This window comes from Streptomyces tibetensis, assembly GCF_040647715.1.
GTDB lineage: Bacteria > Actinomycetota > Actinomycetes > Streptomycetales > Streptomycetaceae > Streptomyces > Streptomyces tibetensis_A.
Map to the genome: position 1 here is coordinate 162,519 of NZ_JBEZCR010000006.1, position 21,644 is coordinate 184,162.

At 71.9% G+C, this 21,644-nt stretch carries 18 protein-coding genes and 1 tRNA gene; 6 read left to right on the forward strand and 13 right to left on the reverse strand.

Going from position 1 to position 21,644, the window contains the following annotated elements:
* Positions 1–55 precede the first annotated feature (55 nt).
* Positions 56–1,282: a hypothetical protein gene (locus AB0B29_RS17815; RefSeq protein ID WP_362240308.1), complete on the reverse strand. Its 1,227-nt coding sequence runs from the start codon at positions 1,280–1,282 to the stop codon at positions 56–58.
* Entirely contained in the window at positions 1,279–1,845 is a 567-nt protein-coding gene (locus AB0B29_RS17820) for a DUF4365 domain-containing protein (protein WP_362240311.1), read from the reverse strand. The genes AB0B29_RS17815 and AB0B29_RS17820 overlap by 4 nt, the downstream gene beginning before the upstream one ends.
* Positions 1,846–2,014: 169 nt before the next feature.
* Between AB0B29_RS17820 and AB0B29_RS17825 the strand changes: the two genes are divergently transcribed.
* Complete coding sequence (locus tag AB0B29_RS17825) at positions 2,015–2,743, forward strand: 3'-5' exonuclease (RefSeq protein ID WP_362241003.1); 729 nt, start codon at positions 2,015–2,017, stop codon at positions 2,741–2,743.
* Positions 2,744–2,815: 72 nt separating this feature from the next.
* On the opposite strand, the gene AB0B29_RS17830 is transcribed toward AB0B29_RS17825, so the two are convergent.
* Together AB0B29_RS17830 and AB0B29_RS17835 are read right to left on the reverse strand one after the other, a co-directional pair.
* Positions 2,816–2,887: transfer RNA gene (locus tag AB0B29_RS17830), tRNA-Val, on the reverse strand.
* 39 nt (positions 2,888–2,926) lie between these two features.
* Complete coding sequence (locus AB0B29_RS17835; protein WP_362240314.1) at positions 2,927–3,373, reverse strand: SRPBCC family protein; 447 nt, start codon at positions 3,371–3,373, stop codon at positions 2,927–2,929.
* A gap of 97 nt (positions 3,374–3,470) precedes the next feature.
* On the opposite strand from AB0B29_RS17835, the gene AB0B29_RS17840 reads away from it, so the two are divergent.
* From AB0B29_RS17840 to AB0B29_RS17855, 4 genes are all read left to right on the forward strand, one after another.
* Complete coding sequence (locus AB0B29_RS17840) at positions 3,471–5,855, forward strand: SCO7613 C-terminal domain-containing membrane protein (RefSeq protein ID WP_362240317.1); 2,385 nt, start codon at positions 3,471–3,473, stop codon at positions 5,853–5,855.
* A gap of 132 nt (positions 5,856–5,987) precedes the next feature.
* Complete coding sequence (locus AB0B29_RS17845; protein ID WP_362240320.1) at positions 5,988–7,634, forward strand: helix-turn-helix domain-containing protein; 1,647 nt, start codon at positions 5,988–5,990, stop codon at positions 7,632–7,634.
* Positions 7,635–7,891: 257 nt separating this feature from the next.
* Positions 7,892–9,247 carry a diaminopimelate decarboxylase gene (locus AB0B29_RS17850; protein ID WP_362240322.1) on the forward strand — a complete coding sequence of 452 codons (1,356 nt, stop codon included), beginning with the start codon at positions 7,892–7,894 and terminating at the stop codon, positions 9,245–9,247.
* A gap of 11 nt (positions 9,248–9,258) precedes the next feature.
* Positions 9,259–9,465 carry a hypothetical protein gene (locus AB0B29_RS17855; protein ID WP_362240325.1) on the forward strand — a complete coding sequence of 69 codons (207 nt, stop codon included), beginning with the start codon at positions 9,259–9,261 and terminating at the stop codon, positions 9,463–9,465.
* A 39-nt stretch (positions 9,466–9,504) separates the two neighbouring features.
* On the opposite strand, the gene AB0B29_RS17860 is transcribed toward AB0B29_RS17855, so the two are convergent.
* The 4 genes from AB0B29_RS17860 to AB0B29_RS17875 form a co-directional block, all read right to left on the reverse strand.
* The gene (locus AB0B29_RS17860; RefSeq protein ID WP_362240328.1) at positions 9,505–11,676 is read right to left on the reverse strand and encodes an MMPL family transporter; all 2,172 of its coding nucleotides are present in this window, start codon (positions 11,674–11,676) and stop codon (positions 9,505–9,507) included.
* Positions 11,677–11,681: 5 nt separating this feature from the next.
* Positions 11,682–11,954, reverse strand: coding sequence for a hypothetical protein (locus tag AB0B29_RS17865; protein WP_362240331.1), 273 nt, complete (start codon positions 11,952–11,954; stop codon positions 11,682–11,684).
* A 147-nt stretch (positions 11,955–12,101) separates the two neighbouring features.
* On the reverse strand, positions 12,102–12,785 hold the full coding sequence (locus tag AB0B29_RS17870) for a response regulator transcription factor (RefSeq protein WP_362241005.1): 684 nt from the start codon (positions 12,783–12,785) through the stop codon (positions 12,102–12,104).
* An 8-nt stretch (positions 12,786–12,793) separates the two neighbouring features.
* Positions 12,794–13,984, reverse strand: a complete 1,191-nt coding sequence (locus AB0B29_RS17875; RefSeq protein WP_362240333.1) for a sensor histidine kinase — start codon at positions 13,982–13,984, stop codon at positions 12,794–12,796.
* A 176-nt stretch (positions 13,985–14,160) separates the two neighbouring features.
* On the opposite strand from AB0B29_RS17875, the gene AB0B29_RS17880 reads away from it, so the two are divergent.
* Positions 14,161–14,586, forward strand: a complete 426-nt coding sequence (locus AB0B29_RS17880; protein ID WP_362240336.1) for a hypothetical protein — start codon at positions 14,161–14,163, stop codon at positions 14,584–14,586.
* Between the two features lie 148 nt (positions 14,587–14,734).
* On the opposite strand, the gene AB0B29_RS17885 is transcribed toward AB0B29_RS17880, so the two are convergent.
* From AB0B29_RS17885 to AB0B29_RS17905, 5 genes are all read right to left on the reverse strand, one after another.
* Positions 14,735–17,470 carry a Tat pathway signal sequence domain protein gene (locus AB0B29_RS17885; protein WP_362240338.1) on the reverse strand — a complete coding sequence of 912 codons (2,736 nt, stop codon included), beginning with the start codon at positions 17,468–17,470 and terminating at the stop codon, positions 14,735–14,737.
* A 136-nt stretch (positions 17,471–17,606) separates the two neighbouring features.
* The gene (locus AB0B29_RS17890; RefSeq protein ID WP_362240341.1) at positions 17,607–18,197 is read right to left on the reverse strand and encodes a hypothetical protein; all 591 of its coding nucleotides are present in this window, start codon (positions 18,195–18,197) and stop codon (positions 17,607–17,609) included.
* Between the two features lie 7 nt (positions 18,198–18,204).
* Positions 18,205–19,083 (reverse strand): carbohydrate ABC transporter permease, encoded by an 879-nt coding sequence (locus AB0B29_RS17895; RefSeq protein ID WP_362240343.1) that lies wholly within the window; start codon positions 19,081–19,083, stop codon positions 18,205–18,207.
* Entirely contained in the window at positions 19,080–20,081 is a 1,002-nt protein-coding gene (locus AB0B29_RS17900) for a carbohydrate ABC transporter permease (RefSeq protein ID WP_362240345.1), read from the reverse strand. The genes AB0B29_RS17895 and AB0B29_RS17900 overlap by 4 nt, the downstream gene beginning before the upstream one ends.
* Positions 20,081–21,370 carry an ABC transporter substrate-binding protein gene (locus AB0B29_RS17905; protein ID WP_362240348.1) on the reverse strand — a complete coding sequence of 430 codons (1,290 nt, stop codon included), beginning with the start codon at positions 21,368–21,370 and terminating at the stop codon, positions 20,081–20,083. The genes AB0B29_RS17900 and AB0B29_RS17905 overlap by 1 nt, the downstream gene beginning before the upstream one ends.
* Between the last annotated feature and the right edge of the window lie 274 nt (positions 21,371–21,644).

Sequence of the window (21,644 nt, forward strand, 5' to 3'; positions counted from 1 at the left end):
ATCAGCCCCGGCAGCCCGCTCCGCAGGCCTCGGCGGTCTCCTCCCCAGGGCCTCGTCAGTCCCCTTCGCAGGCCCCCTCGAAGAAGTCGAGGTTTTCGTGGAGCTCCTTCATCAGGCGGTCCCGTTCGGCGTCGTCGACCTGGACGGGCACGACGCCGTGGGCACCGGTGAGGCGGCGGAATCCGCCCCGGCTCTCCAGCCGCCCCTGCACCCGGACCGGAAGCCCCACGAGATGGGCGTGCCCGGCGATCCGGTACGCGTCCTCGTCGAGGGTGATGCGGACGTTCGGGACGTCGGCCCCGGCCAGCACGCGCAGCCGTACGGTGCCCTCGCCGTGCGGCCCGGACCGGCGCAGCCGTACCACCGCTCCGGTGATCCGCACCGGCACGGCGGGTTCCTCGCGCAGATAGCGGGCGGCCGCCTCGCGCAGCGCCGGCAGGTCGCCGGGCGAGAACTCGACGGGCTCGGCCGAGGGCGCGCACCCCTCGGGCACGCCCGCCGCCGGGGCCCACTCGACGGCGATCCGGGCCCCCTCCGTGCCCCGGACGAGGGCCACCAGGGCCTCGGTGAGCTCATGGCTCACCCCTGCCTCGACGGCGGTGTCGAAGCCGTCCATGCCGCCGGTGGCCCGCTGGTAGTCGATCGCCTCCCGGGCGGCGAACAGCGCCTGGTGGAGGCGTACGGCCAGGGGGCGGCCGCCGGCGACCGGCACGAACGCGGTGAGCCGGCCGTCGGTGGCGGAGCCGACGAGGACGTCCTCCAGCGCCGCGGCGGCGGAGCGACGGTGACGGGCGCCGTGGTAGCCGGCCCGGGCGCGGGTGGCGAGGGCCGCGGCGAGCAGCATCCGGCGGGCGGCGCCGCGCAGCCGGTCCTCGACGCTCCAGGACGCCGCGCCGGCGGGCCCGGCGGGGACGTCGTGCCACCAGCGGATCTCGTCGCTGGGCACGGCGAGGGAGACGAGGACCTCGCGGGCGGAGGAGGAGCCGCTGCGGGACAGGGCGAGCAGGGCCTCGCCGAGCAGCTCGTCGCTGTCGGGGAAGGCGCGGCTCTCCGGCACCAGGAGGCTGGTGCCGCTGCCGCCGGGGCCGGGCGGGGTCCAGCGGCCGTAGCGTCCGGGGGCGCCGCCGCGCCGCTGCCAGCCGTGCCGGCGCAGCAGGGCGCCCAGCACGGCCGGGTCGACGCCGGCGGGCTCGGGCGGCCCGGGCGGTGAACCGCTCCAGGCGGTGTCCACGGGGTGCGGCCGGACCTGCCGCAGTGGCTCCTCGGTCGGGCGGTGCGTCACGGTTTCCCTCCCGTCCCGACCCGCGTCATGATCTCGCACAGGGCCCGGTCGTCGAAGATGCGTGAGGTCGGTATCCGCACGGTGGTGCGGCGGCGGCCGGTGATCGGCTGTCCGGCGAGGTTGGTCCAGTAGCAGCAGTGCCTCAGGTCCAGCCCGTCGTGGCCGGCGCGCAGCCAGTCGTCCTGGGAGCGCGGCACCAGCATCACCACGAGGATCTTGTGCACCGACACGGGTGTGCGGGCGAGCTTCGCCAGGTGGTCGTTGTCGAGGGTGAAGGAGAAGGTGCGGCCGGGTGGGTTGGGCGGCACCTGGTAGGTGGCCTTGAGCTGCACCTTGATGGTGACCTCGTCGTCGACCGTGTGCCCCGGGGCGCTGTGGCTGACGTGCCAGTCGATGCCGTTGTCGGGAAAGGGCTGGGACAGCGAGCAGCCGGCGGCCGCCGCGACGGCGTGCAGATAGCCGACCTGCAGTGTCTCCATGCAGGCGGTGGTGGCGAGAGTGCCGCGGGAGGGAGCCGTGCGCTCGGGCAGCAGCCCGCCCCGTTCGGGCTGCGCAATGGCCATGGCCAACAGCCTTCCAGAACAAGTGTTTCCCCGTGGCGGGCCGCTGAACTGCAACGACCCGTACTCCTGTTGTCTCCTTCCGGCGTACGGCGCAAACAGCCCGGGTATCACCGGATCGGGCAGCGGACGGTGCGTCAACTGCCGAAGGTGAACGAGGGGTTGTGTGGCTATGACGACGTGCTGGTACGAGGGGCCGCTGGCCGCCTTCGACACGGAGACGACGGGCGTGGACGTCGAGACCGACCGGATCGTGTCGGCCGCCGTCGTGGTCCAGGACGCGCCGGGCATCCGGCCGCGGGTGAGCCGCTGGCTCGTGAACCCGGGGGTGCCGGTGCCCGCCGAGGCGACGGCGGTGCACGGACTGACGGAGGAACACCTGCAGCGCAACGGCCGCTGGCCGGCGCCGGTGATGTACGAGATAGCGCAGGCACTGGCCGAGCAGGCGCACGCCGGGCGCCCGGTCGTGGTGATGAACGCGCCGTTCGATCTGACCCTGCTCGACCGGGAGTTGCGCCGCCACCGGGCCTCGGCGCTCGGCCGCTGGTTCGAGTCGGCGCCGCTGTCCGTGCTGGACCCGCGGGTCCTGGACAAGCACCTGGACCGCTACCGCAAGGGCCGCCGCACTCTGACCGACCTGTGCGCGCACTACGGCGTCGCCCTGGACGGCGCGCACGACGCGGCGGCCGACGCCGTGGCGGCGCTGGAGGTCACCCGGGCGGTGGGCCGCCGGTTCGCGTCCCGGCTGGAGCGTCTCGCCCCGGGTGAGCTGCACACCCTGCAGGCGGTGTGGCACGCGGCGCAGGCGCGGGGCCTGCAGGCGTGGTTCGCGCGCAGCGGTGTGGACGAGGCGGTCGACCCGGCGTGGCCGCTGCGTCCGGACCTGCCGGCGGCGGCCTGAGCACACGCCTGGCGCGGCGCCCGCGCGGGCATGAAAAAACCGGTCCGTCTGCGACGGACCGGCTGTTTCCGGTGGGCGATACTGGGTTCGAACCAGTGACCTCTTCGGTGTGAACGAAGCGCTCTCCCACTGAGCTAATCGCCCGGGAACGCACTGAACCATACAGGCCCGAGCGCGCTTCCTTCAAACCGCTCGCAGGTGCCGGAGGAGTCCGCGCCGCCCGGAGCGCATCATCAGCGCGTGATTGGCGCGGAAGAGCGGCCGGCCCGGCACGGCGAGACGCCGCAGCAGCGGCTTGCGCACGCTGACGGCCTGGTCGTAGCGCGCCAGACTGCCCGTGCCGTGCGGTGTGACGGTCCAGCGTGCCCAGCCCTCCATGTCCCCGGACAGCGCGGTCTCCAGCACACCGGCCGTGGGGTCGCGCCGCACCTCCCGCACCGTGAAGGTCATGTCGTACGGCAGGAGCGAGCGGACGCGGATCACCCCGGTGCTGTCGTCGAACCGGGTCACCTCCTGGACCTGGCGCCACCAGCGCGGGTAGTCCTCGGGGCGTTGCAGCACCTCGTACACCGTGGCGGGCGGTGCAGGCAGGGGCCACAGAGTGCGGAAGCGGTAGTGGTTGCAGTCCATGCCGGAAGTGTGCCCACTCGGGGCGGGGTCCGGCTGAGTACGCGGCTGAGTATCCGCACTCATGTCCGGCGCGGTGACGCGGACCACACTGCGTGCCATGACGCACCTTCCGCCTCCTGCCGAGGAACTGCGGCTCCTCGACGCCGAACTCGGGCAACTGGACGCCCGCCGGGCCCAGTTGCTGACTCGCCGCGCCTGGCTGGTCGCGGCCCTGCAGCAGACGGGGCAGCCGTCGCGGCCCTGGGCGCACCCGCGGACGCCGTCCGCCGCACCGCCCCGCCCCGAGACCGCCGCGCCCAGCGTGCAGAACGTGCTGCTCGTCCTCGGCGGTGTCCTGCTCACGCTCGCGGCGGCGGTTTTCACGCTGGTGAGCTGGGGGCACATGGGGATCGCCGGGCGGGCCCTGGTGCTGGGCGCGGTCACGGTGGCGACGCTCGCCGCGCCCGTGGCCCTGCTGAAGCGGGGGCTGCGGTCGACGGCCGAGGCCGTGGCGGGCCTGGCGCTCGCCCTGACCGTCCTGGACGCCTATGCGCTGCACGCCGCGGCCCTGGCCGGGACGGACGGGACCGGTTACGCGGCCGCGGCGACGGCGGTGCTGGCGGCGGCCTGGACGGCGTACGGCCTGCTGCCGGCCACGTCCGCGCTGCGCCTGCCCCTGCCCTGCGCGCTGGCCGCGGCCCAGTTCCCGCTGCTGCTGGGGGCCCTGGCCGCCGACGCGGGTCCCCGTGCGGTCACGGCCGCGCTGCTGGTGACGGCCGGGCTGGACGCGGTCGCGGTGGTGCGGCTGCCGGCCGGCGCGGTGCGGGTCAGCGCCGTCGTAGCCGCGTACGGCGCGGGCGGCTGGGGCGCTGTGGGTGCCGGATGGCTGTCCCTGACGGCCGACGGCCCGGTCGACGCCGCCCGCGCCGGGGCGCTGCTCCTGCTCGCTGCGGCGATCGCCGTGGGTTCGGCCCGGCGGGGGCCGGGCGTCGGGCACGCCCTGGGCCTCGCGATCACGGCCGGGCTGCTCGTCGTCGGGGCGCTCGGCGGGGTGGCGCGTTCCGGCCTGCCCTCGCAGTGGGCGGTTCCGGCTCATCTGGGCGTCGGCATCGCCCTGTTGGCGGCGGTGCGGGCCGAGCGGCTGCCGGAGGCGATGCGGAGGGGTCTCGGCTGGGCCTCCGGTGCCGTACAGGGGCTGGCCGTGCTGTGGACGCTGCCCGTCGTGGCCGTGGTGCTGCTGGGGCCGGCCGGATGGCTGGGCCGGGTGTGGAGCGGGGCACCGTCGGACGCTCGTGCGGCGGTGGTCGTCGACGTGCCCTGGCCGCCGCACGCGGCCGTGGCCCCGGTGGTTCTGGTGGCCGTGGCGGCCGTGCTCGCCCTGGTGGTCCGCGCCGAGCCGTGGCGTTCACGGACCCGGCTCGGTGCTCTCGGCCTCCTCTGGGCCACGGCGCTGATTCTTCCGGCGATCCTGGAGATCCCGTACGTCGCCGGCTTGCCGGTCCTGGGCGTGCTGGCCGCTGCCGCCCTGTACGCGTGCCGGATCACGGCGTCGGCCGCGCAGGTCACCGCACTGGTCCTCGCCCTGGTCACGGCCGCCGGTCTCACCCTGGCCTCCCTCGCGTCGCAGTCCGCGACCCTCGTCGTGCTGGCCGTGCTGACAACGCTGTTCGCCGCGGCCTCCTGGCGGTCGGACGTCTCCCCGTTCACGGCTCCGGCGGCTCTCGTGACCGCCGCCGCGTTGGCTTCGGCGTCGGGTGCCGCGGCGGACTGGTCCGCCTCCCGGACCGCCCTGCTCGTCCTGGCGGTCACGGCTGCCGCCGCGCTGCTGGCGACGCGTCTCGGTGCGTCACGGGCGACGCTGCCGGTCGAGTCCGTGGGAGCCGCCGTCGGTCTGTTCGCCGTGGGACTGGCCGTCGCCGACCCGCCGATGCTCGCGCTGGTGCTGGCCCTGTGCGGGGTGATCGCCGCGGGCACGGCCCTGCGCGCCGGGCGCCGTCCCGTCGGCTACGCGGCCACGGCCCTGTTCGTGCTGGCCGCCTGGGTCCGGCTGGCCGCCTGGGACGTGGGCACGCCCGAGGCCTACACCCTCCCGGTGACCGTCCCGGCGCTGCTGGTCGGAGCGCTGCGGCGGCGCCGCGACCCGCTGGCCTCCTCCTGGACGGCGTACGGCCCCGGGCTCGCCGCGACCCTCCTGCCGAGTCTGGTCGCCGCCTGGACCGACCCGCAGTGGACGCGGCCGCTGCTGCTCGGCGGCGCGGCGCTGCTGGTCACCCTGCTGGGCGCCCGGCACCACCTCCGGGCCCCGCTGGTGCTCGGCGGCGCGGTGCTGACCCTGGTCACCCTGCACGAACTCGCCCCGTACGTCGTGCAGGTGACGGGAGCCCTCCCCCGCTGGGCACCCCCCGCCCTCGCCGGTCTCCTGCTGCTCGCCCTCGGCGCGACGTACGAGCAGCGGATCCGGGACGTGCGGCGGGTGCGAGAGGTCCTGGGGAGGATGAACTAGTGCCGCTTCCAACGGCGTTGCGTCACCCGGTGCACTGAGGACGTCTCGACCGCGGACAAGTCCCGTGATGTCATACGTTCTCCGATCGTCCGCCGCGACAGCGGCGCGCTCGGGCCGGGACAGGGGGGCAGCATGACGGATGCGGGGGAATCTCCGGGCCGGGGCACGGACGCCGCTGACCAAGGGACGCTGGAACGTCTGCTCTCGGTGGTGGGGGTGGGAGCCGTGGAGTTGCACGCGGCCCCGCGGGGGCTGCGGACGCAGGTCACCGGCGTCCATGTGCTGGACGCCCTGGAACCGGTCATCAGACCGCGGGAGTTGCTGCTCGCGGTCGGCGTCGACCCGAGCTCGGCCCATGCGGTCGACGTGGTGCGCCGGGCCGGTGAGGCCGGTGCGGCGGGCGTGGTGTTCGGCCCGGGCCGGTCCGAGCCCACCGTACGGGCGTTGCAGGCGGCCGCGGAGGAAGGCGGCACGGCGGTGCTCTTCCGCACCGCCTGGTGCACCTGGGCCCAGCTCGTCGGGGTGCTGAGGGCCGGACTGGCCGCGGCGGGTGCTCCTCCGATGCCCGCCACCAGCGGCGTGCCCCTGGGCGATCTGCACTCACTGGCCGACGCGGTTGCCGCCCTGGTCGGAGGCTCGGTGACGATCGAGGACACGGAGTCGCGGGTGCTGGCGTACTCGTCCACCGAGGAGAACGTCGACGAGATGCGCCGGCTGACCATCCTCGGCCGTCGCGTGCCGCCCTGGCGGGTGGCGGCCATGCGGGAGGCGGGGTTCTTCCAGGCGCTGTGGGGTGCGGGCGACGTGCTGCACCGGCCCGCCCACGGGCAGGATCCGGAGCGTCTGGTGTGCGCCGTGCGGGCGGGCGGGGAGGCGCTCGGGTCCATCTGGGTGGCGGCGGTGGCCGGCCGCCCGCTGTCGCCGAACGCCGCACAGACGCTGCGCGCGGCGGCCCGCACCGCCGCCGCACACCTGCTCCATCACCGCACCCACAGTTCGGACGGCCGACTGGTGGAGGACGCGGCCCGGGCGCTGCTGGAGGACCGTGGGTCCGTCGAGGTGCTCGCGGAGCGGGCCTCGCTGCCGCCCCGGGAGCCCTGCGCCGTCCTGGCTGTGGGTGTCGGGCCGGGACGCCCCGCGGACGACGGCCCGTCCGGGCTGTACGGCCTGCTGACCCTGCACTGCGCGGCCCTGGGCCACCGGGTCGTGGTGGTCCCGGCGGGCGGCGGGACCCTGGTGTTGCTGAGCGGGCTGGAACGCGACCCCGAGCGGGCCGACGGCCAGGCGAGACGGCTCGGGAGGGCGCTGGCCGATCAGCTGTCGGCGACGATCGGCTCGGCGGTGAGGGTGGGGCTCGGCGACGTGGTCCCCGGTCTGGCAGGGGCGCCCGCGTCACGCCGGTCGGCCGAGTTGGCCCTGCGGGCGCTCATCGCCGCAGCAGGGCCGCACACCGTCGCGCGGAGCGAGGACGTTGCGGACACCGTGGGCATCCTCCAGGTCGTCGAGGCCCTGAGCGGGTTGACGCTGCACCCGCGGACCTCGGTGGCCCGGCTGAGGGAGTTCGACGCCGACCACGGCGGCAGTTGCCTGGTGGAGACCCTGCGCGCCTACCTCGACCACTTCGGCGACGTGTCCGCCGCCTCGCGCACGCTGGGCGTGCACGCCAACAGTCTGCGCTACCGGTTGCGCAGGATCAGGCAGGTGTCGGGACTGGACCTGGAGAGTCCCGACGCCCGGCTGCTGGCCCAAGTGCAGTTGCGTCTGGGCGGGGAGGCCTGAGGCACCCCCTGAGCGACCAGGGGCGAGACGCGACCGAGCCCGCGCCGTGCGCCGTTCGGCCTGGACCACCATCGAAGGGCTTCTCTTTTGTCCTGTCGCACAACGCCTGTCTCTGGCAGCGGAGTTGTTGCGTTCGCCCACCGTCGGTGAGGCCGGCGTCTTTGACGACTCGACGAAGACTCCGTACCGGTGCGGGCCCCAGCCTGGTGTTCCGCCCGGGGCGGTCCCGGGCGCCGTACGACACCGGAAGGCTCACCATGACCGGACTGACCCCCGCCGCCGAGCGGCGTACACGGATCCTCCAGGAAGCGGTGCGGCGGGGACTGCTGGACGCCGGACGGTCCCCGCTGGCCGCGTTCGTCGACCTCGACGGCGTCGCCGCGACCGTCGCGTCCCTGCACCGCGCCTTCCCCTGCGCGCGGCGTGTGCTGCACGCGTTCGCCGCCAAGGCGAACTGCCTGGTGCCGGTGCTGGCGGAGCTGCGGCGGCTCGGCATGGGCTGCGAGGTGGCCACCGCGGGTGAGCTGGCCCGCGCGCTGGCCGCCGGATTCGCGCCGGAGCAGATCGTCTTCGACTCGCCCGCCAAGACGGAGGCCGAACTGCGGCACGCCCTGGACCTGGGTGTGACCGTCAACGCGGACAACTACCAGGAACTGGCCAGGATCGACCGGGCGCTGGGAGGCCGCGTCCCGGTCTCGCGGATCGGGGTGCGCGTCAACTCCCAGCTCGGTGGTGGCAGTATCGCCGCGATGAGCACGGCGACGAGCACCTCGAAGTTCGGCGTGCCCCTGGCGGACCCGGGGAGCCGGCAGCGATTGCTGCGCGCCTACCACGACCACCCGTGGCTGACCTGGGTGCACACGCACGCCGGTTCGCAGGGCTGCCCGCTCGACCTCATGGCCGGCGGGGTCGGTCAGGCCGTGGCGTTCGCCGAGGAGGTCAACGCCTCGCTCGGACGGCGCCAGGTCGTCGGTGTCGACATCGGCGGCGGACTTCCCGTCAACTTCGCCGACGACGAGATCACGCCCACCTTCGACACGTACGTCCGGCAGCTGCGCGCCCAGGCTCCCGCCCTGTTCTCCGGCGGGTACGAGATCGTCACCGAGTTCGGGCGGTCCGTCCTCGCCAAGAACGGGTTCACCGCCGCGTACGTCGAGTACACCAAGAGCATGGGCGGCCGGCCGATCGCGGTCACCCACGCCGGTGTGCAGGTGGCCACCCGGACGGTGTTCAACCCCGATGCCTGGCCGCTGCGGATCGAGGCGCACGACGCGAGCGGCGGGGCCAAGCGGGGCGGACCGGTCCGCCAGGACATCGCGGGACCGGCCTGCTTCGCCGGGGACCTGCTGGCGCGCGACCGCGCCCTGCCCCTCCTGGAACCCGGTGACATCGTCACCGTCCCGGACACCGGCGCCTACTACTTCTCGACGCCGTTCCACTACAACAGCCTGCCCGAACCCGCCGTGTACGGGGTCCGGACGAGCGGTGCCGGCGGCGGTGTCGGCTTCGAACTCCTGCGTCCGGCGCAGGACCCCTGGGACGTGCCGGGTCCGGGCGGCCACGCCGCGTCCCCGCGGCAACGGGCGCACGCGCCCGTTCACGGCGTGGGGTAGGGGGCACCGAGGTGGCACAGGCCGACCGTCGAGGGCCTGGCCGGGACGGACCACTGCTCAGCCAGCGCGCCGCGATCGTCTTCCTGCTGGCGGCCCTGACCGGCATCGGTGCCACCGTTCTGGCGGTGCTGGCCGGCCACGTGTGGCCGGTCGCGGTGAGCGTCGGAGGCGGAGTGGTGGCCCCGGCCGTCCTGTTCTTCAACCAGATCATCGACTAGTACTCCGGTCTGACTGTGCGATCTCCGGTCATCCATCGGTCAGCTTTCCAGTGGCACCTTCTTTTCCAGTGGCACCTTCGGCAGGTGGCGGGCCAGTGGGGCGGGCAGCCACCAGGCGCGGGTGCCGAAGAGTTGCATCACGGCCGGGACGATCAGGCAGCGGATCACCACGGCGTCGAGGAAGACGGCGACCGCGAGGCCGAGACCGAACTGCTGGAGCATGCGATCGGGGCTGATGACGAAGGCGGCGAAGACCACGATCATGATGGCCGCCGCGGCCGTGATGACCTTGCCCGTGGTGGCCAGGCCCTCGCGGACCGCGAGTGAGTGGTCGTGTGTCTCCTCCCATTCCTCATGGATGCGGGAGATGAGGAACACTTCGTAGTCCATGGAGAGCCCGAAGACGATCGCGAAGATCATCACAGGGATGAACGCCTCGACGGGTCCCGGCTGCACCCCGAACCAGCCGTGCTGGAAGACCAGAGTGATCACGCCGAGCGCGGCGGCGATCGCCAGGAGGTTGAGCAGGGCGGCCTTCAGGGGGATCAGGACGGAACGGAAGACCAGCATGAGCAGCAGCGCGGACAGACCGACGACGATGGCGAGGAAGAGCGGTATCCGGGCCGAGACGGAGTCGGCGAAGTCCTGGGCGGCCGCGGTGGGCCCGCCGACCAGGTAGTCGGCGCCGGTGCGTCCGGCGAGCCGGGGCAGGACGTCGTCGCGCAGGGTGTGAACGAGACCGGCTGTGCTCGCGTCCTGCGGTGAGGTCGTGGGGTAGGCGATGACGGTGAACACGGTGCCGTCCGTGGAAGGCAGCGGTGGGGTGGCGGCGGCGATGCCCTCGGTATCGGTCAGGGTGGTCCGCAGTTGCTCGGCGGCGTCGGTGTCGCCCCGGCTGACCACGAGCAGGGGACCGTTGAAGCCGGCGCCGAAGCCCTCGGCCAGCAGGTCGTAAGCCCTTCGGCTGGTGGACGACGCCGGGTCGTTGCCCGCGTCGGCGAAGCCGAGGCGCATGCCGGGAGCAGGGGCGGACAGGGCCAGGAGGGCCACGACGGCAGTAAGAAGGGCGGGCAGGGGGCGCCGCTGCACGGCGGAGGCCAGCCGCCGCCAGCGCCCGCCCTCTTCCCTGCCCTTGGCCCTCGCCTTGGCGGCGCGCGTGAGTACCTGTCGCTGGATGCGGTCGCCGAAGAGCGCGAGGAGAGCGGGCAGCAGCGTCAGCGAGGCGGCCAAGGTGACCAGGACGGTCAGCGCGACGGCGACGGCCACCCCTTGGAGGGAGCCGAGGCCCAGGGCGACGAGGCCGAGCAGGGCGACGATGACGGTGCATCCGGCGAAGAAGACCGTACGGCCCGCCGCATCGAGGGCGGTTCGGGTGGCGGTCCGCCGGTCCGCGCCGCGGGTGAGTTCGTGCCGGTAGCGGTAGAAGATCAGCAGCGCGTAGTCGACGCCGACACCGAGGCCGACCAGCATCATGATCGGCGGAGTGAAGTCGGCGACGGTGAAGACGTGGGAGGCCAGCGTGATCAGGCCGATCGCGCCGCCGACCGCGAAGAGCGCGGTGACCAGCGGCAGCGCGGCAGCCACCACCGATCCGAAGAGCAGTACGAGGATGACCAGGGCGGCGAGCATACCCGCGCCTTCGGCGCCCCCGCCGCTCTCCTCCTCCGCGCCGCGCACCGCGTCCCCGCCGAGCTCGACCCGCAGGCCGTCCTGGGCGGCCGACTCGGCGGTGTCGACGATCCGCGCGATGTCTCCTTCGGAGACGTCCTCGGCCTTGGCGTCCAGGACGACGGTGGCATAGCCGATGGTGCCGTCCTCGGAGACGGCGGAGGCGTCCGCGTAGGGGCTGCGGACGTCGGCGACGCCGGGCAGGCCGCGCACCCGGTCGAGGGTCCGCACGATGGCCGGGCGATCACCACTCAGCCCGTCGGTGTCCTGGAAGACGATCTGGACGCTGCCGCCCGCCTGCGCGGAGCCGTGCCGCTTCAACAACTCGGCGGCGGCCTGGGAGTCGGTGCCGGGCAGGGTGAAGTCGTTGCGGTAGGCGCTGCCCGCGCTCTGGGCACCGACGGCGACGACCCCGACGGCGAGGATCCACAGGAGCAGAGCGCTCCAGCGGTGACGCTGGGACCAGAGAGCCAGACGTCCGAAGACACCCGCGCGGTCGGCGGTAGGTCCGGTGGTCGCGATCACATCGCGTGCTGGTGACATGGGGTTCACCGGTCTCGGTGGTGCGAACGGCGGTTCTGCCCGGCGCGGCGGACGGCGATGACCGCACCGAGCACGGCGCAGATCAACGGCACGGCGACGAAGGCGGTCAGCAGCACGCCGCCGGTGCCGGCCACGTCGAGGGTGCGGCCGAGTACGAAGGCGGAGAAGGCGCCCACGGTCTCGGTCAGCAGGAAGCCGGCGGCGCCGCCGGCGAGGAGGCCGACGAGGGCGGCCGGGGCCTTGGCGGAAGGCGGGTGGGCAGGGGAGCGTGTACTCATGTCTCGCAGCGTCCGGCTGCGGCACGCGCCGGCGCATCGGCCTGCGGCGGGCACCTGCCCTACACCGCCGGTTGCGGTCCCGGCGCCCGGCCTACGCCGCTGGTGGTTGTCCCCCGCCGCGCTCCGCTCTCCCGGTGGTGGCGACGGCTATGCCAGTGGTGGCCGGCCGTTCAGCCAGCGCGGGCGGACCATGCCGGACTCGTACGCCAGGACCACCAGTTGGGAACGGTCACGGGCGTCCACCTTGGTCATGATGCGGCTGACGTGCGTCTTGGCCGTTGCGGGGCTGAGGACGAGGCGGGCGGCGATCTCGTCGTTGGTCAGGCCGGCGGCGACCAGCTCCATGACCTCCCGCTCGCGCTCGGTCAGGGCCTTGATGCGTGGGCCGGGTTCAGGTGCCTCGACCCGTACGGCGAACTCCGCGATCAGCCGACGGGTGACGGAAGGGCTGATCAGCGCGTCACCACGCGCCGCCACCCGTACGGCGTGCACCAGCTCCTCCGGCTCGGTGTCCTTGACCAGGAAGCCAGTGGCACCGGCGCGCAGCGCTCCGTACACGTAGTCGTCCAGGTCGAAGGTCGTCAGGATGACCACCTTGATGCCGTCGAGGCGTGGATCACCGGCGATCCGCCGGGTCGCCTGAAGACCGTCGACGCCCGGCATGCGGATGTCCATGAGCACCACATCGGGGTGCAGCGTGCGACAGGCGGTCACGGCCTGCTCACCGTCGCCCGCCTCGCCGACCACCTCGAAGTCGTCCTCGTCCTCGAGGATCGAACGGAACCCGGCACGCACCAGGCGCTGGTCGTCCGCCAGCAGGATCTTGATCATGGCCTGGGTCATGAAGGGGAACAGGCTCCGTTCGTGTGGGGGTTCGTGCAGGGAATCCGGCCCCGCACGGTGAATCCGCCGTCCGGCCCGGGCCCCGCGATCAGCTCGCCGCCCAGCGCGTGGGCCCGCTCGCGCATCCCGCGGATGCCGCTGCCCGGCGTTCCGCCGTCCGCGGCCGCCGGTCCATGACCATTGTCGGTGATCTCGACCGTGACCTGCCGCGCCTCGCGATGGATGCCGACGGTGACGGCTGTCGCGTGGGCGTGCCGGTTCACGTTGGTGAGCGCCTCCTGAATGATGCGGTACACGGCCAGGTCCACTTCTGTGGGCAAGTGCTCCTGCTCACCGCTGGACCGCACACGGACGTCGAGGCCGGTGAGCCGTGCGGATGCCACCAGCTCGCCGAGACGGTCCAGTCCGGCCGTGGGCGCGACGGGCGCCGTCTCGTCGACCTGCCGCAGCACCCCTAGGGTCGCCCGCAGCTCCCGCAGGGCGTCCCGGCTGGTGCCCTTGATCGCTCCCAGCGCTTCCTCCGCGCTCTGTGTGCCCTTGTCCGGGTGCTTGCGCAGGCGGCGCAGGGCAGCAGCGGACTGGACGTTGATGAGCGAGAGGTGATGGCCCACGACATCATGCAGTTCACGCGCGATCCGCAATCGCTCCTCACTCGCCGCGCGCTCCTCCGTCTCCCGGGCGAGGGTCAGGCGGTTGTGCCGCACCCAGCCGAGTGCGACCACTCCGACCAGCCATCCCGTCAGCATGAGCACGGCGACACCGTTGACGTCGTGGTTTCCCGCGAGTGTGCCGATGCCGGTCGCGATCACGGTCAGCGCCGCCAGGGCGGTGGCCGCCTGGAGGTGTCCCTGGGCGGCGACCATGTAGAGCGAAACGACGAACGCGACCATGAGAGGACCGTCGTAGACGCTGACGAGGTAGTAGGCGGCCGTGGCGGCCAGCACGAACGCGGCGACCACCACGGGACGGCGGCGGCCGAAGTACAGCGCCGTGCAGGCGGCGATGATCAGTGTCCAGCCGAGGACGGTCGCCGGCCAGGGCTCCTCCCGCTCACCGATGAGCGACCTCAGACTGCCCACCGCCACCGGCACGAAGACACCACAGGCCAGGGCGGCGTCTGCCGCACGGCCGCGCGGCGGGCGCAGCCGGAGACGTGAGACGACATCTGAGACAGCACCGAGGGCCATGCCGCCAGCGTAAGCAGCCGTGCCCCCGGCGCCCTCCTCCGAGTGGCGGAATCGCGTCGGGCGCGCCTCGCAACCACCGTGGTACGCCCCCGCACCGGAGCCACAACCCACGGGGTACGCCAGGTGTCCGCCGCAGACCGACGCCCGGACGGTATCCCTCCCCCGACGATGGAGTCGTGAACGCAGATCCCCGTCTCCCGATCGTCCGGCGCCTGCGCGGCGTGAACCGGCCGCTGGTAGCCGCCCTGACCGCCGTCGCTCTGGTCCGGCCGCTGTTCTCCATCGCCGGCTGGAGCGACGCGCTTGGGAAACCCCTCACCCCGGTGATCCTCACCCTGGCCATCACGCTGACCTGGATCCTCGCGGTCGGTCTCAGCCGGGTACGCGAACCGCTTCTGACCCTCGTGGTCACCGGCGTGGCGTACGCGCTGGCCGCCCTGGTCCTCAGCGCCGTCCTCTCACCACTCCTGACCGGAAAACTCCAGGGCCCCCTCGCCCAGCCCCTGGCGATCGTCCCGCTCTTCCTCGTCAACGCCGCCTGGGGCGCCTTCTGCGGAGCCTGCGCGATGGGGCTGCGCAGCGTGCGTGTCATCCGCTCCTGAGCGTGAGGCCCCGGACCGGGCAGGAACAACTGGACGGGGTCCGGCGCCTGCTCCAACCAAGGATTCCCCACCGGTTGCTGTGCCCCGTAGAGGCACAGCAAGCGGTCATGGAAGGCCGGGACCCTCGGGCTTCAGCCCGAGGGTCAGGTCAAGGCATTTTGTCACCGAGCAGCGCCAGGTTCTCGATGGCGGCGAGGCCGTACAACGCGGTGTCGTTCGTGGACACCCAGGTGGCCTCGCTGCCCGGCACCAGCGCGGCCGGGCCGCTCAGCTTCTCCGTCCGCCAGGGCGCCGACTCCTTGTAGCCGTCGGAGTTGTAGAACTTCTCCCAGGCCCGCGCCGCGAGCTTCTCGTCCCCGGTCTTGACGGCCGCGTACGCGTCCAGGCGTGAGTGGCCCTGGAACAGCAGGAGGCTGCCGAAGTCGGAGCCGTAGCGGGCCTTCTGTTCGGCCTTGGTGGCGTTGAAGTACCGGCAGTAGTCGAAGTACGCCTCGTTGAACTTCGGCATGTCGACGAGGTCGATGAGTTCGGCGCACAGCTCGTTGAGGCCGAACACGGCCGACAGGTGGGAGACGCTCACCACGGGCTTGTCCGCGACGGCGAACTTCCCGGTGTCCAGGTCGTAGAGCCCGGTGCCCTGGATGAAGCCGTTGGGCTGGGCGGCGATGGTCTCCATGGTGGACAGCACCCGCGCCTTGGCCTTCTCCCACTTCGGGCCCTTGCGTTCCCACTCCGTCAGCCAGGCCGAGACCAGGCCGCTCCAGTCCGTGCCGAAGCCGATCGACAGGGCGTGCCGGTCGGGCGTGTAGGGCTCGGTGCGGATCTTGCGGATCGGGTCGAGGACGAGGAACGTCTCGTCGGAGTCGACGTTGGCGTGCATGAGGTCGCCGACCCGTTCGTCCGCCGTGAGGAAGTAGTAGTAGCGCCGGTAGGTGGTGTTGGCGATGCGCTGCTGCTTGGCGCTGTCGGCGAAGTGCTGCACACCGTGCCGGGTGCCGAGGCCCGCCCACTTGCCCAGGTGGTAGACGTCGACCTCGCCGGTGTGCCGGGTCATGGCCTCGGCGAAGCGGAAGATGTCGGCGCGGCCCGAACGCAGGTAGGCGAACCAGAGCCAGAGGTCCGGCGACAGTTCGGAGTTGTCCCAGGCGTAGCCGCCGATGTCGTACCGCCACTGGTGCCGGACGGTGTCGTAGGTGTGCATGATGTCGCCGTAGTCCCAGAAGCCGTACCAGCGGCGCTGCTCCACCTGGTCCTTGTAGTAGGTGAAGAGGAAGTCGAGGTGGTCCTCGATCTTCGCCTTGGCGGGGGTGGAGCGGTCGGGCTCGGAGTACAGGCCCGGCCCGAAGACCTTGGCCTTGATGAGCTGCTTGGGCGGGGCGGCCAGTTGCGGCAGCACGCGGACGGCCTCGACCTGCTCGGCGAACCGGTCGGGGCTCGGGGTGGTCTCGTTGGCCCAGAAGAGGAGTTCGGAGGTGCGGGCGATGCCGTACGGGGTGCCGAACTCCGGCTCGTAGTCCTCGTAGGTGATGTTGAGGCCTTCGAGCTGCTCGGGGTAGGTGTCCTGGCCCATGCCGTCGTGGTAGAAGCGCATGTCCATGGGCTGTGCCTCGGGCGACCAGAGCCAGAGGGTCACCTCGGCCTCGTCGGTGTGGGCGTCCCGGATGTCGAGCTGGGCGGGGAACTTCTCCCAGAAGTCCCGCAGCCCGAAGGAGAACCCGCCGCTCGCCCCGCCGACGTAGCCGAAGCCGGAGGCGCGCCGGCCACCGCCCGCGGCGACCCAGCCGTGCCCCTTCTTGGTGCGCTTGCGCAGCGTGAAGCCGTCGGCGGACAGCTGCGAGAGGGTGTAGTCGCCCCACTCGGGGATGTACTGCAGCCGGGTCGTCACCCGCTGGTCCCAGGTGGCGGGGTCGGGCAGTTTGCGGCCTTCGAACTGGGCCGCCTGCACGGCCGCTCCGGGGTCCCGGCGCAGTCCGGTGATGCCCTTGACGGCTTCGCGGAGCAGTCCGGTGCCGTCGCCGCCGATGCGGATGTGGCGGTCGTACGACTCGTCCCGCAGGGGCACGGTGAAGCGGACTCCGAGGCCGCGGATGAAGTCGCCACTGGCCTTGCCCGGCTCCTGCGTGCCGTCGTAGGTGATGGTGTGCACCATGCGGAAGGAGTCGGCGCCGGCGTAGAAGTAGAGCCTGATCGAGAAGGGCAGCCAGCTGCGGCGGCCCTTGCGGTGCTTGCCGTCGATGCGGACGACCGCGCGGACCGGGCCCGCCTGCTCGACCTCGACCTTGGAGATCGCGCCGTCGAAGCGTTCGGTCCTGACCGCGCCCTGGTCCTCGTCCTCGATCTCGGGCTGGCGGATCAGCACGAGCCTGCCGTTCCTCGCGATCTCCGTCGAGCCGCGGGTGACGGACTTGACGAGGGTGGAGCCGGACGTGCCGATTCTGGCGGTGATGACGCCGGTGGAGATGTCGATGGTGCCGCCGCGCTTGACGACGGTGACCTTCTTCTCGGGTGCGGCGGGCGTTCCGGCGGCGAGGGTGAGCTTGCCGTCGCCCGAGGCGACCGCGTGCGCGGTCCACTTCAGGGAGCCGTCCGGCCAGTAGGCGATCGGCCAGGACTGCACGGGTACGGCCTTGCCGCCGGCGTCCGTCAGCGCGAAGGTCTGGTCCTTCTGGTACGCGCCCTTCGGCCAGGGCACACCGACGGTGGAGCCGGGCGCGGCGCCGAGGCCGCCGTCCTCCAGCCAGTCCAGGGTCACCGGCTCCGCGTCGGCGGTTTCGGCTCCGGGTGCGGCCTGGGCGTCCTGCGCACTCAGCGCCCAGCTGAACTGGGCGGCGGCTCCGGTGACGGCGGCCGCCTTGAGGAGGGACCTGCGGGGGATGGGAGACATGGCGATGATGCCTTTCCTTGTCCGTGCGGGAAGCGAATCCGTGCGCTGGTCAGGGGCATGACAGAGAGAGATGCGCCGGGGCGGCGGCCTGGAACACGGGAGGGGACCGCCGGTCGGCGCACGGGGGCGCCGCCGGTCAGCGGTGCGGGTACCGCTCCTCCACGGCGACGGCCGCCGCCGCCACCGCTCCGAGGACGGCGACCGCCAGCGGCGCGGCGAACCAGGCGGACACGGCCACCACGGCCAGCCCGCCGACGATCAGGAAGGACCCGGCCGGGTCGAGCACCGTGCGGCGCCCGGCGTGCGCGAGGAGCGTCCGCCAGTGTGCGCCCGGCTGCCAGACCGCCGCCGCACGCAGCCCGGCCACGACGAGCCCGATCAGAGCGACGACCCCGACGGAACCCACGAGCGGCCCGCCGGGGATCCCCGCCCGCGCCGCCTGTACGTCCACCCAGACCGCCGCCAGCGCCGCCCACCCGGCAAGCCCGGCGAGCCACCCGCCGCGCAGGGCCGCGCGGAAGTCGGCGACGAACTCCCGCCAGCCGCCGCCCTCATGGGCGGTACGGCGTCGCAGGTGTCGCGCCCCGGCGGCGAACGCGGCGGGGTAGGTGACGACCCCCAGTGAGGCCACCGCGATCCACACACCGGTCAGCAGGCACTCGGCGAACACCGCGAACCGCTCGGCCAGTGCCGACTCCCCCCGTGCCTTCACCCGTGTCCCGGCCATGCCCGCCTCAGCCCTTCAGACCCGACGTGGCCATGCCGTCGATGAGATGGCGCTGGAAGGCGAGGAAGAAGGCGAGCACCGGCAGCAGCGCGACCAGCGACATGGCGATCATGCCGCCGTAGTTGGCCAGCCCTTCCTGGTCGACGAACATCTTCAGGCCGAGCGAGACCGTGTACTTGTCGGGCTCGTTGAGGTAGATCAGCGGGCCCATGAAGTCGTTCCAGGAGTTGATGAAGGTGAAGATCGCACTGGTGATGAGGGCCGGCCGGCTCAGCGGCAGCACGATCGACCAGTAGATCCGCACGTGCCCGCAGCCGTCGAGGCGGGCCGCCTCGTCCAGTTCCTTGGGCATGCTGCGCATGAACTGCACCATCAGGAAGACGAAGAACGCCTCGGTGGCCAGGTACTTGCCGAGCAGCAGCGGCGTGTAGGTGTTGATCAGCTCCAGGTTGCGGAACAGCACGTACTGCGGGATCAGCAGCACGTGGTACGGCAGCAGGAGCGTGCCGATCATCAGCGTGAACAACAGATTGCGGCCCGCGAACCGGATCCTCGCGAAGGCGTACGCCGTGAGGGAGCAGGACACCAGGATCCCGATCACGGACCCCACCGCGAGGAAGAGCGAGTTGAAGAAGAACGTGGAGATCGAGATGTCGGCGATGCCGTCGGCGAGGCTCGTGTAGTTGGCGATGACCGGGTCGCCCGGGAAGAGGTCCAGACTCCCGACGATGTCCTCGCTCTTCTTGAAGGACCCGCCCACGACCCAGATCACCGGGTAGAGGATCACCGCGAGGACCAGCAGCGACCCGATGTGCCAGGCGAGGGAGCCGGGCAGTTTGTGCCGGAGCGCTCCGGCCGTCTTGACGTCGGTGGCCTGCGCACTCATCGGGCGCCCTCCTCGTAGTGCACCCAGCGCTTCTGGGACCAGAACAGCACCGCCGTCACCAGGGCGACCGCGATCAGCAGGAGCCAGGCCATCGCGGAGGCCAGACCCATGCGGCTGTTCTCGAAGCCCTGGACGTAGAGGTAGCAGGTGTACACCATCGACCCGTCGGCCGGACCGCAGGCGTTGCCCCCGGCACCGCCGCCGACGATGTACGCCGAGCTGAAGATCTGGAACGAGTGGATCGTCTCCAGCAGCACGTTGAAGAACAGCACCGGGGAGATCATCGGCAGCGTGATGTTCCAGAACCGGCGGAACCTGCCCGCTCCGTCGACCTCGGCCGCCTCGTACAACTCGCGCGGGACCTGCTTGAGACCGGCCAGGAAGATGACCATGGGGGCGCCGAACTGCCAGACCGTGAGCGCCACCAGGCTGTAGATGATCAGGTCCGGGTCGCCGGTCCAGCCGCCGACGTCGATACCGAAGAGCTTCTGCGTACGGTCGACGATCGCGTCGTCCGAGAAGATCGCCTTCCAGACGATCGCGACGGAGACGCTCGCACCGATGAGCGACGGCGCGTAGAAGGCGGCCCGGTAGAAGGCCTGCCCGCGCCTGCTCTGGGCGAGCAGCAGGGCCACACCCAGGGCGGCGATCAGCTTGAGCGGCGTGCCGACGGCGACGTACCAGAGAGTCACCTGCACCGAGTGGCGCCAGCGCGGATCGCCGAACATCTCCGAGAAGTTGTCGAGGCCGATCCACCGCGGGGCGTCGAAGAGGTTGTAGTCGGTGAAGGCGTAGTAGAGCGAGGCGATCATCGGGCCCGCGGTGAGCAGCAGGAACCCGGCGATCCATGGGGACATGAAGAGATAGCCGGCCAGGTTCTCCCGGCGCCGCCGCCGCTTGAGGGCGGCGGGGCGCTCGGGCTTCACCGGACCGTGCCGCGGCTCGGAGTCCTGGGACAGGCCCTCCATCGCAGGGGCGTGTGTCACGGTGGTTCCCATCAGGTGCCGAGAGCCGTCTTCGACTCGGTGAAGAACTGCTTGACGGCCTCGTCCACCGAGCGCTTGCCCAGGCCGAGTTCCTCGCCGATGCGCAGGAAGGCGGCCTCGCAGACGTCCGCGCCGTTCGGGTGCGGGGTGATGGGCTCCAGGACGCCCGCCTTGACGAGGGACTCCTCGTAGGCGGCGATCGCCTTGTTCACCTCGTCGCTCGGCTTGTACGCGTCGTACTGCGCCTGTGTCGCGGGCACGCCGCGGTCGTAGCCCATGATCTTGGCGACCTCGGGGTCGTGCACCATGAAGTCGATGAACTGGGCGACTTCCTTGGGGTGCTGGGTGCGCTTGGAGGCGCTCAGCATGAGGGAGCCGAGGTACTGTCCGGTCTTCTTGCCGTCCGTGGTCGGGATGGGGGCCAGGCCGTACTCGCTCTTGCCCTCGGAGGTGTAGCGGACGGTGAAGTTGTCCCAGGTGAACTCGCCGCCCGACAGCTCGCCGGCGACCGCCGACTTGGGCTTGATCTGGGCGACCTTCTTCTGGTCGGCGTAGCTGCCGTCCTCGACGCCTTCCTTGGCCTTCGTCCACCACTCCGTCAGGTCCGCCTCGGTGAAGCCGAGCGCGTCCTCGGTGAAGAACGCCTTGCCGTTCTGTCGCAGGTAGAGGTCGTAGAGGTACATGATGTTGTAGGGGCCGGTGTCACCGGCGCGCCCCGTCTTCTCGCGGATCTTCTTCATCGCCGCGTGGTAGTCGTCCCAGGTCCAGCCCTGCTCCGGCTTCACCCCGGCCCGCGTGTAGACGGGCTTGTCGATGACCAGGGCCATGGAGTTCGAACCGACCGGGACACCGAGGAGCTTGCCGTCCACCTCGCCGAACTTCTCGAGGCCCGCGCGGAATCCCTCCATCCGGAGGTTGCCGGCCTTGGCCTGCTCGCTCAGATCGAGCAGCACGTTCTTCGCGTCGTATTTCCGGAGGAAGCCGATCGCATTCTGGAACACGTCCGGCGGATTGCCGCCGGAGGCCTGGGTGTTGAACTTCTTCCAGAAGTCGAGATAAGGCTGGAAGTCCGTTTTCACCTTGATCTTCGGGTACTTCTTCTCGAAGAGCGCGATCGTCTTGTTGATTCGCTCGGCGCGGTCCTCCGCACCCCACCACGCGTAACGGATCGTCACGGTCCCGTCCGCGGAGGTTCCGCCGTCACCCCCGCAGCCGGTCGTCGCGGCCAGCCCCAGCGTGGCTGCCGTGGCTCCGGCCGCCTTCAGGATCGTACGTCTCTCAACATTCCTGCCGTTCACCACGGTTGGACCTCCCCGCACATCGTCCCGCTCGCATGAATCGTTTCAAGTAAGCGCTTGCTGGCACAAGGTACGGAGGGGCTGAGAGTGCGTCAATGATTCGGACAAGAATTTCTTACCGAGGCGGCGGGTGACGGAGCCGACCGTCGAGGTGGGGCCGCGCACCGGGCCGGGCGACGTCGCTGGTGACGACGATGTGGCCGAGGCACCGAACAGGAAGGGGCGATCCGGGTCGCTTTCCGGCGTGACCGAAAAGCGATGCCGGGCTCCTCGGACG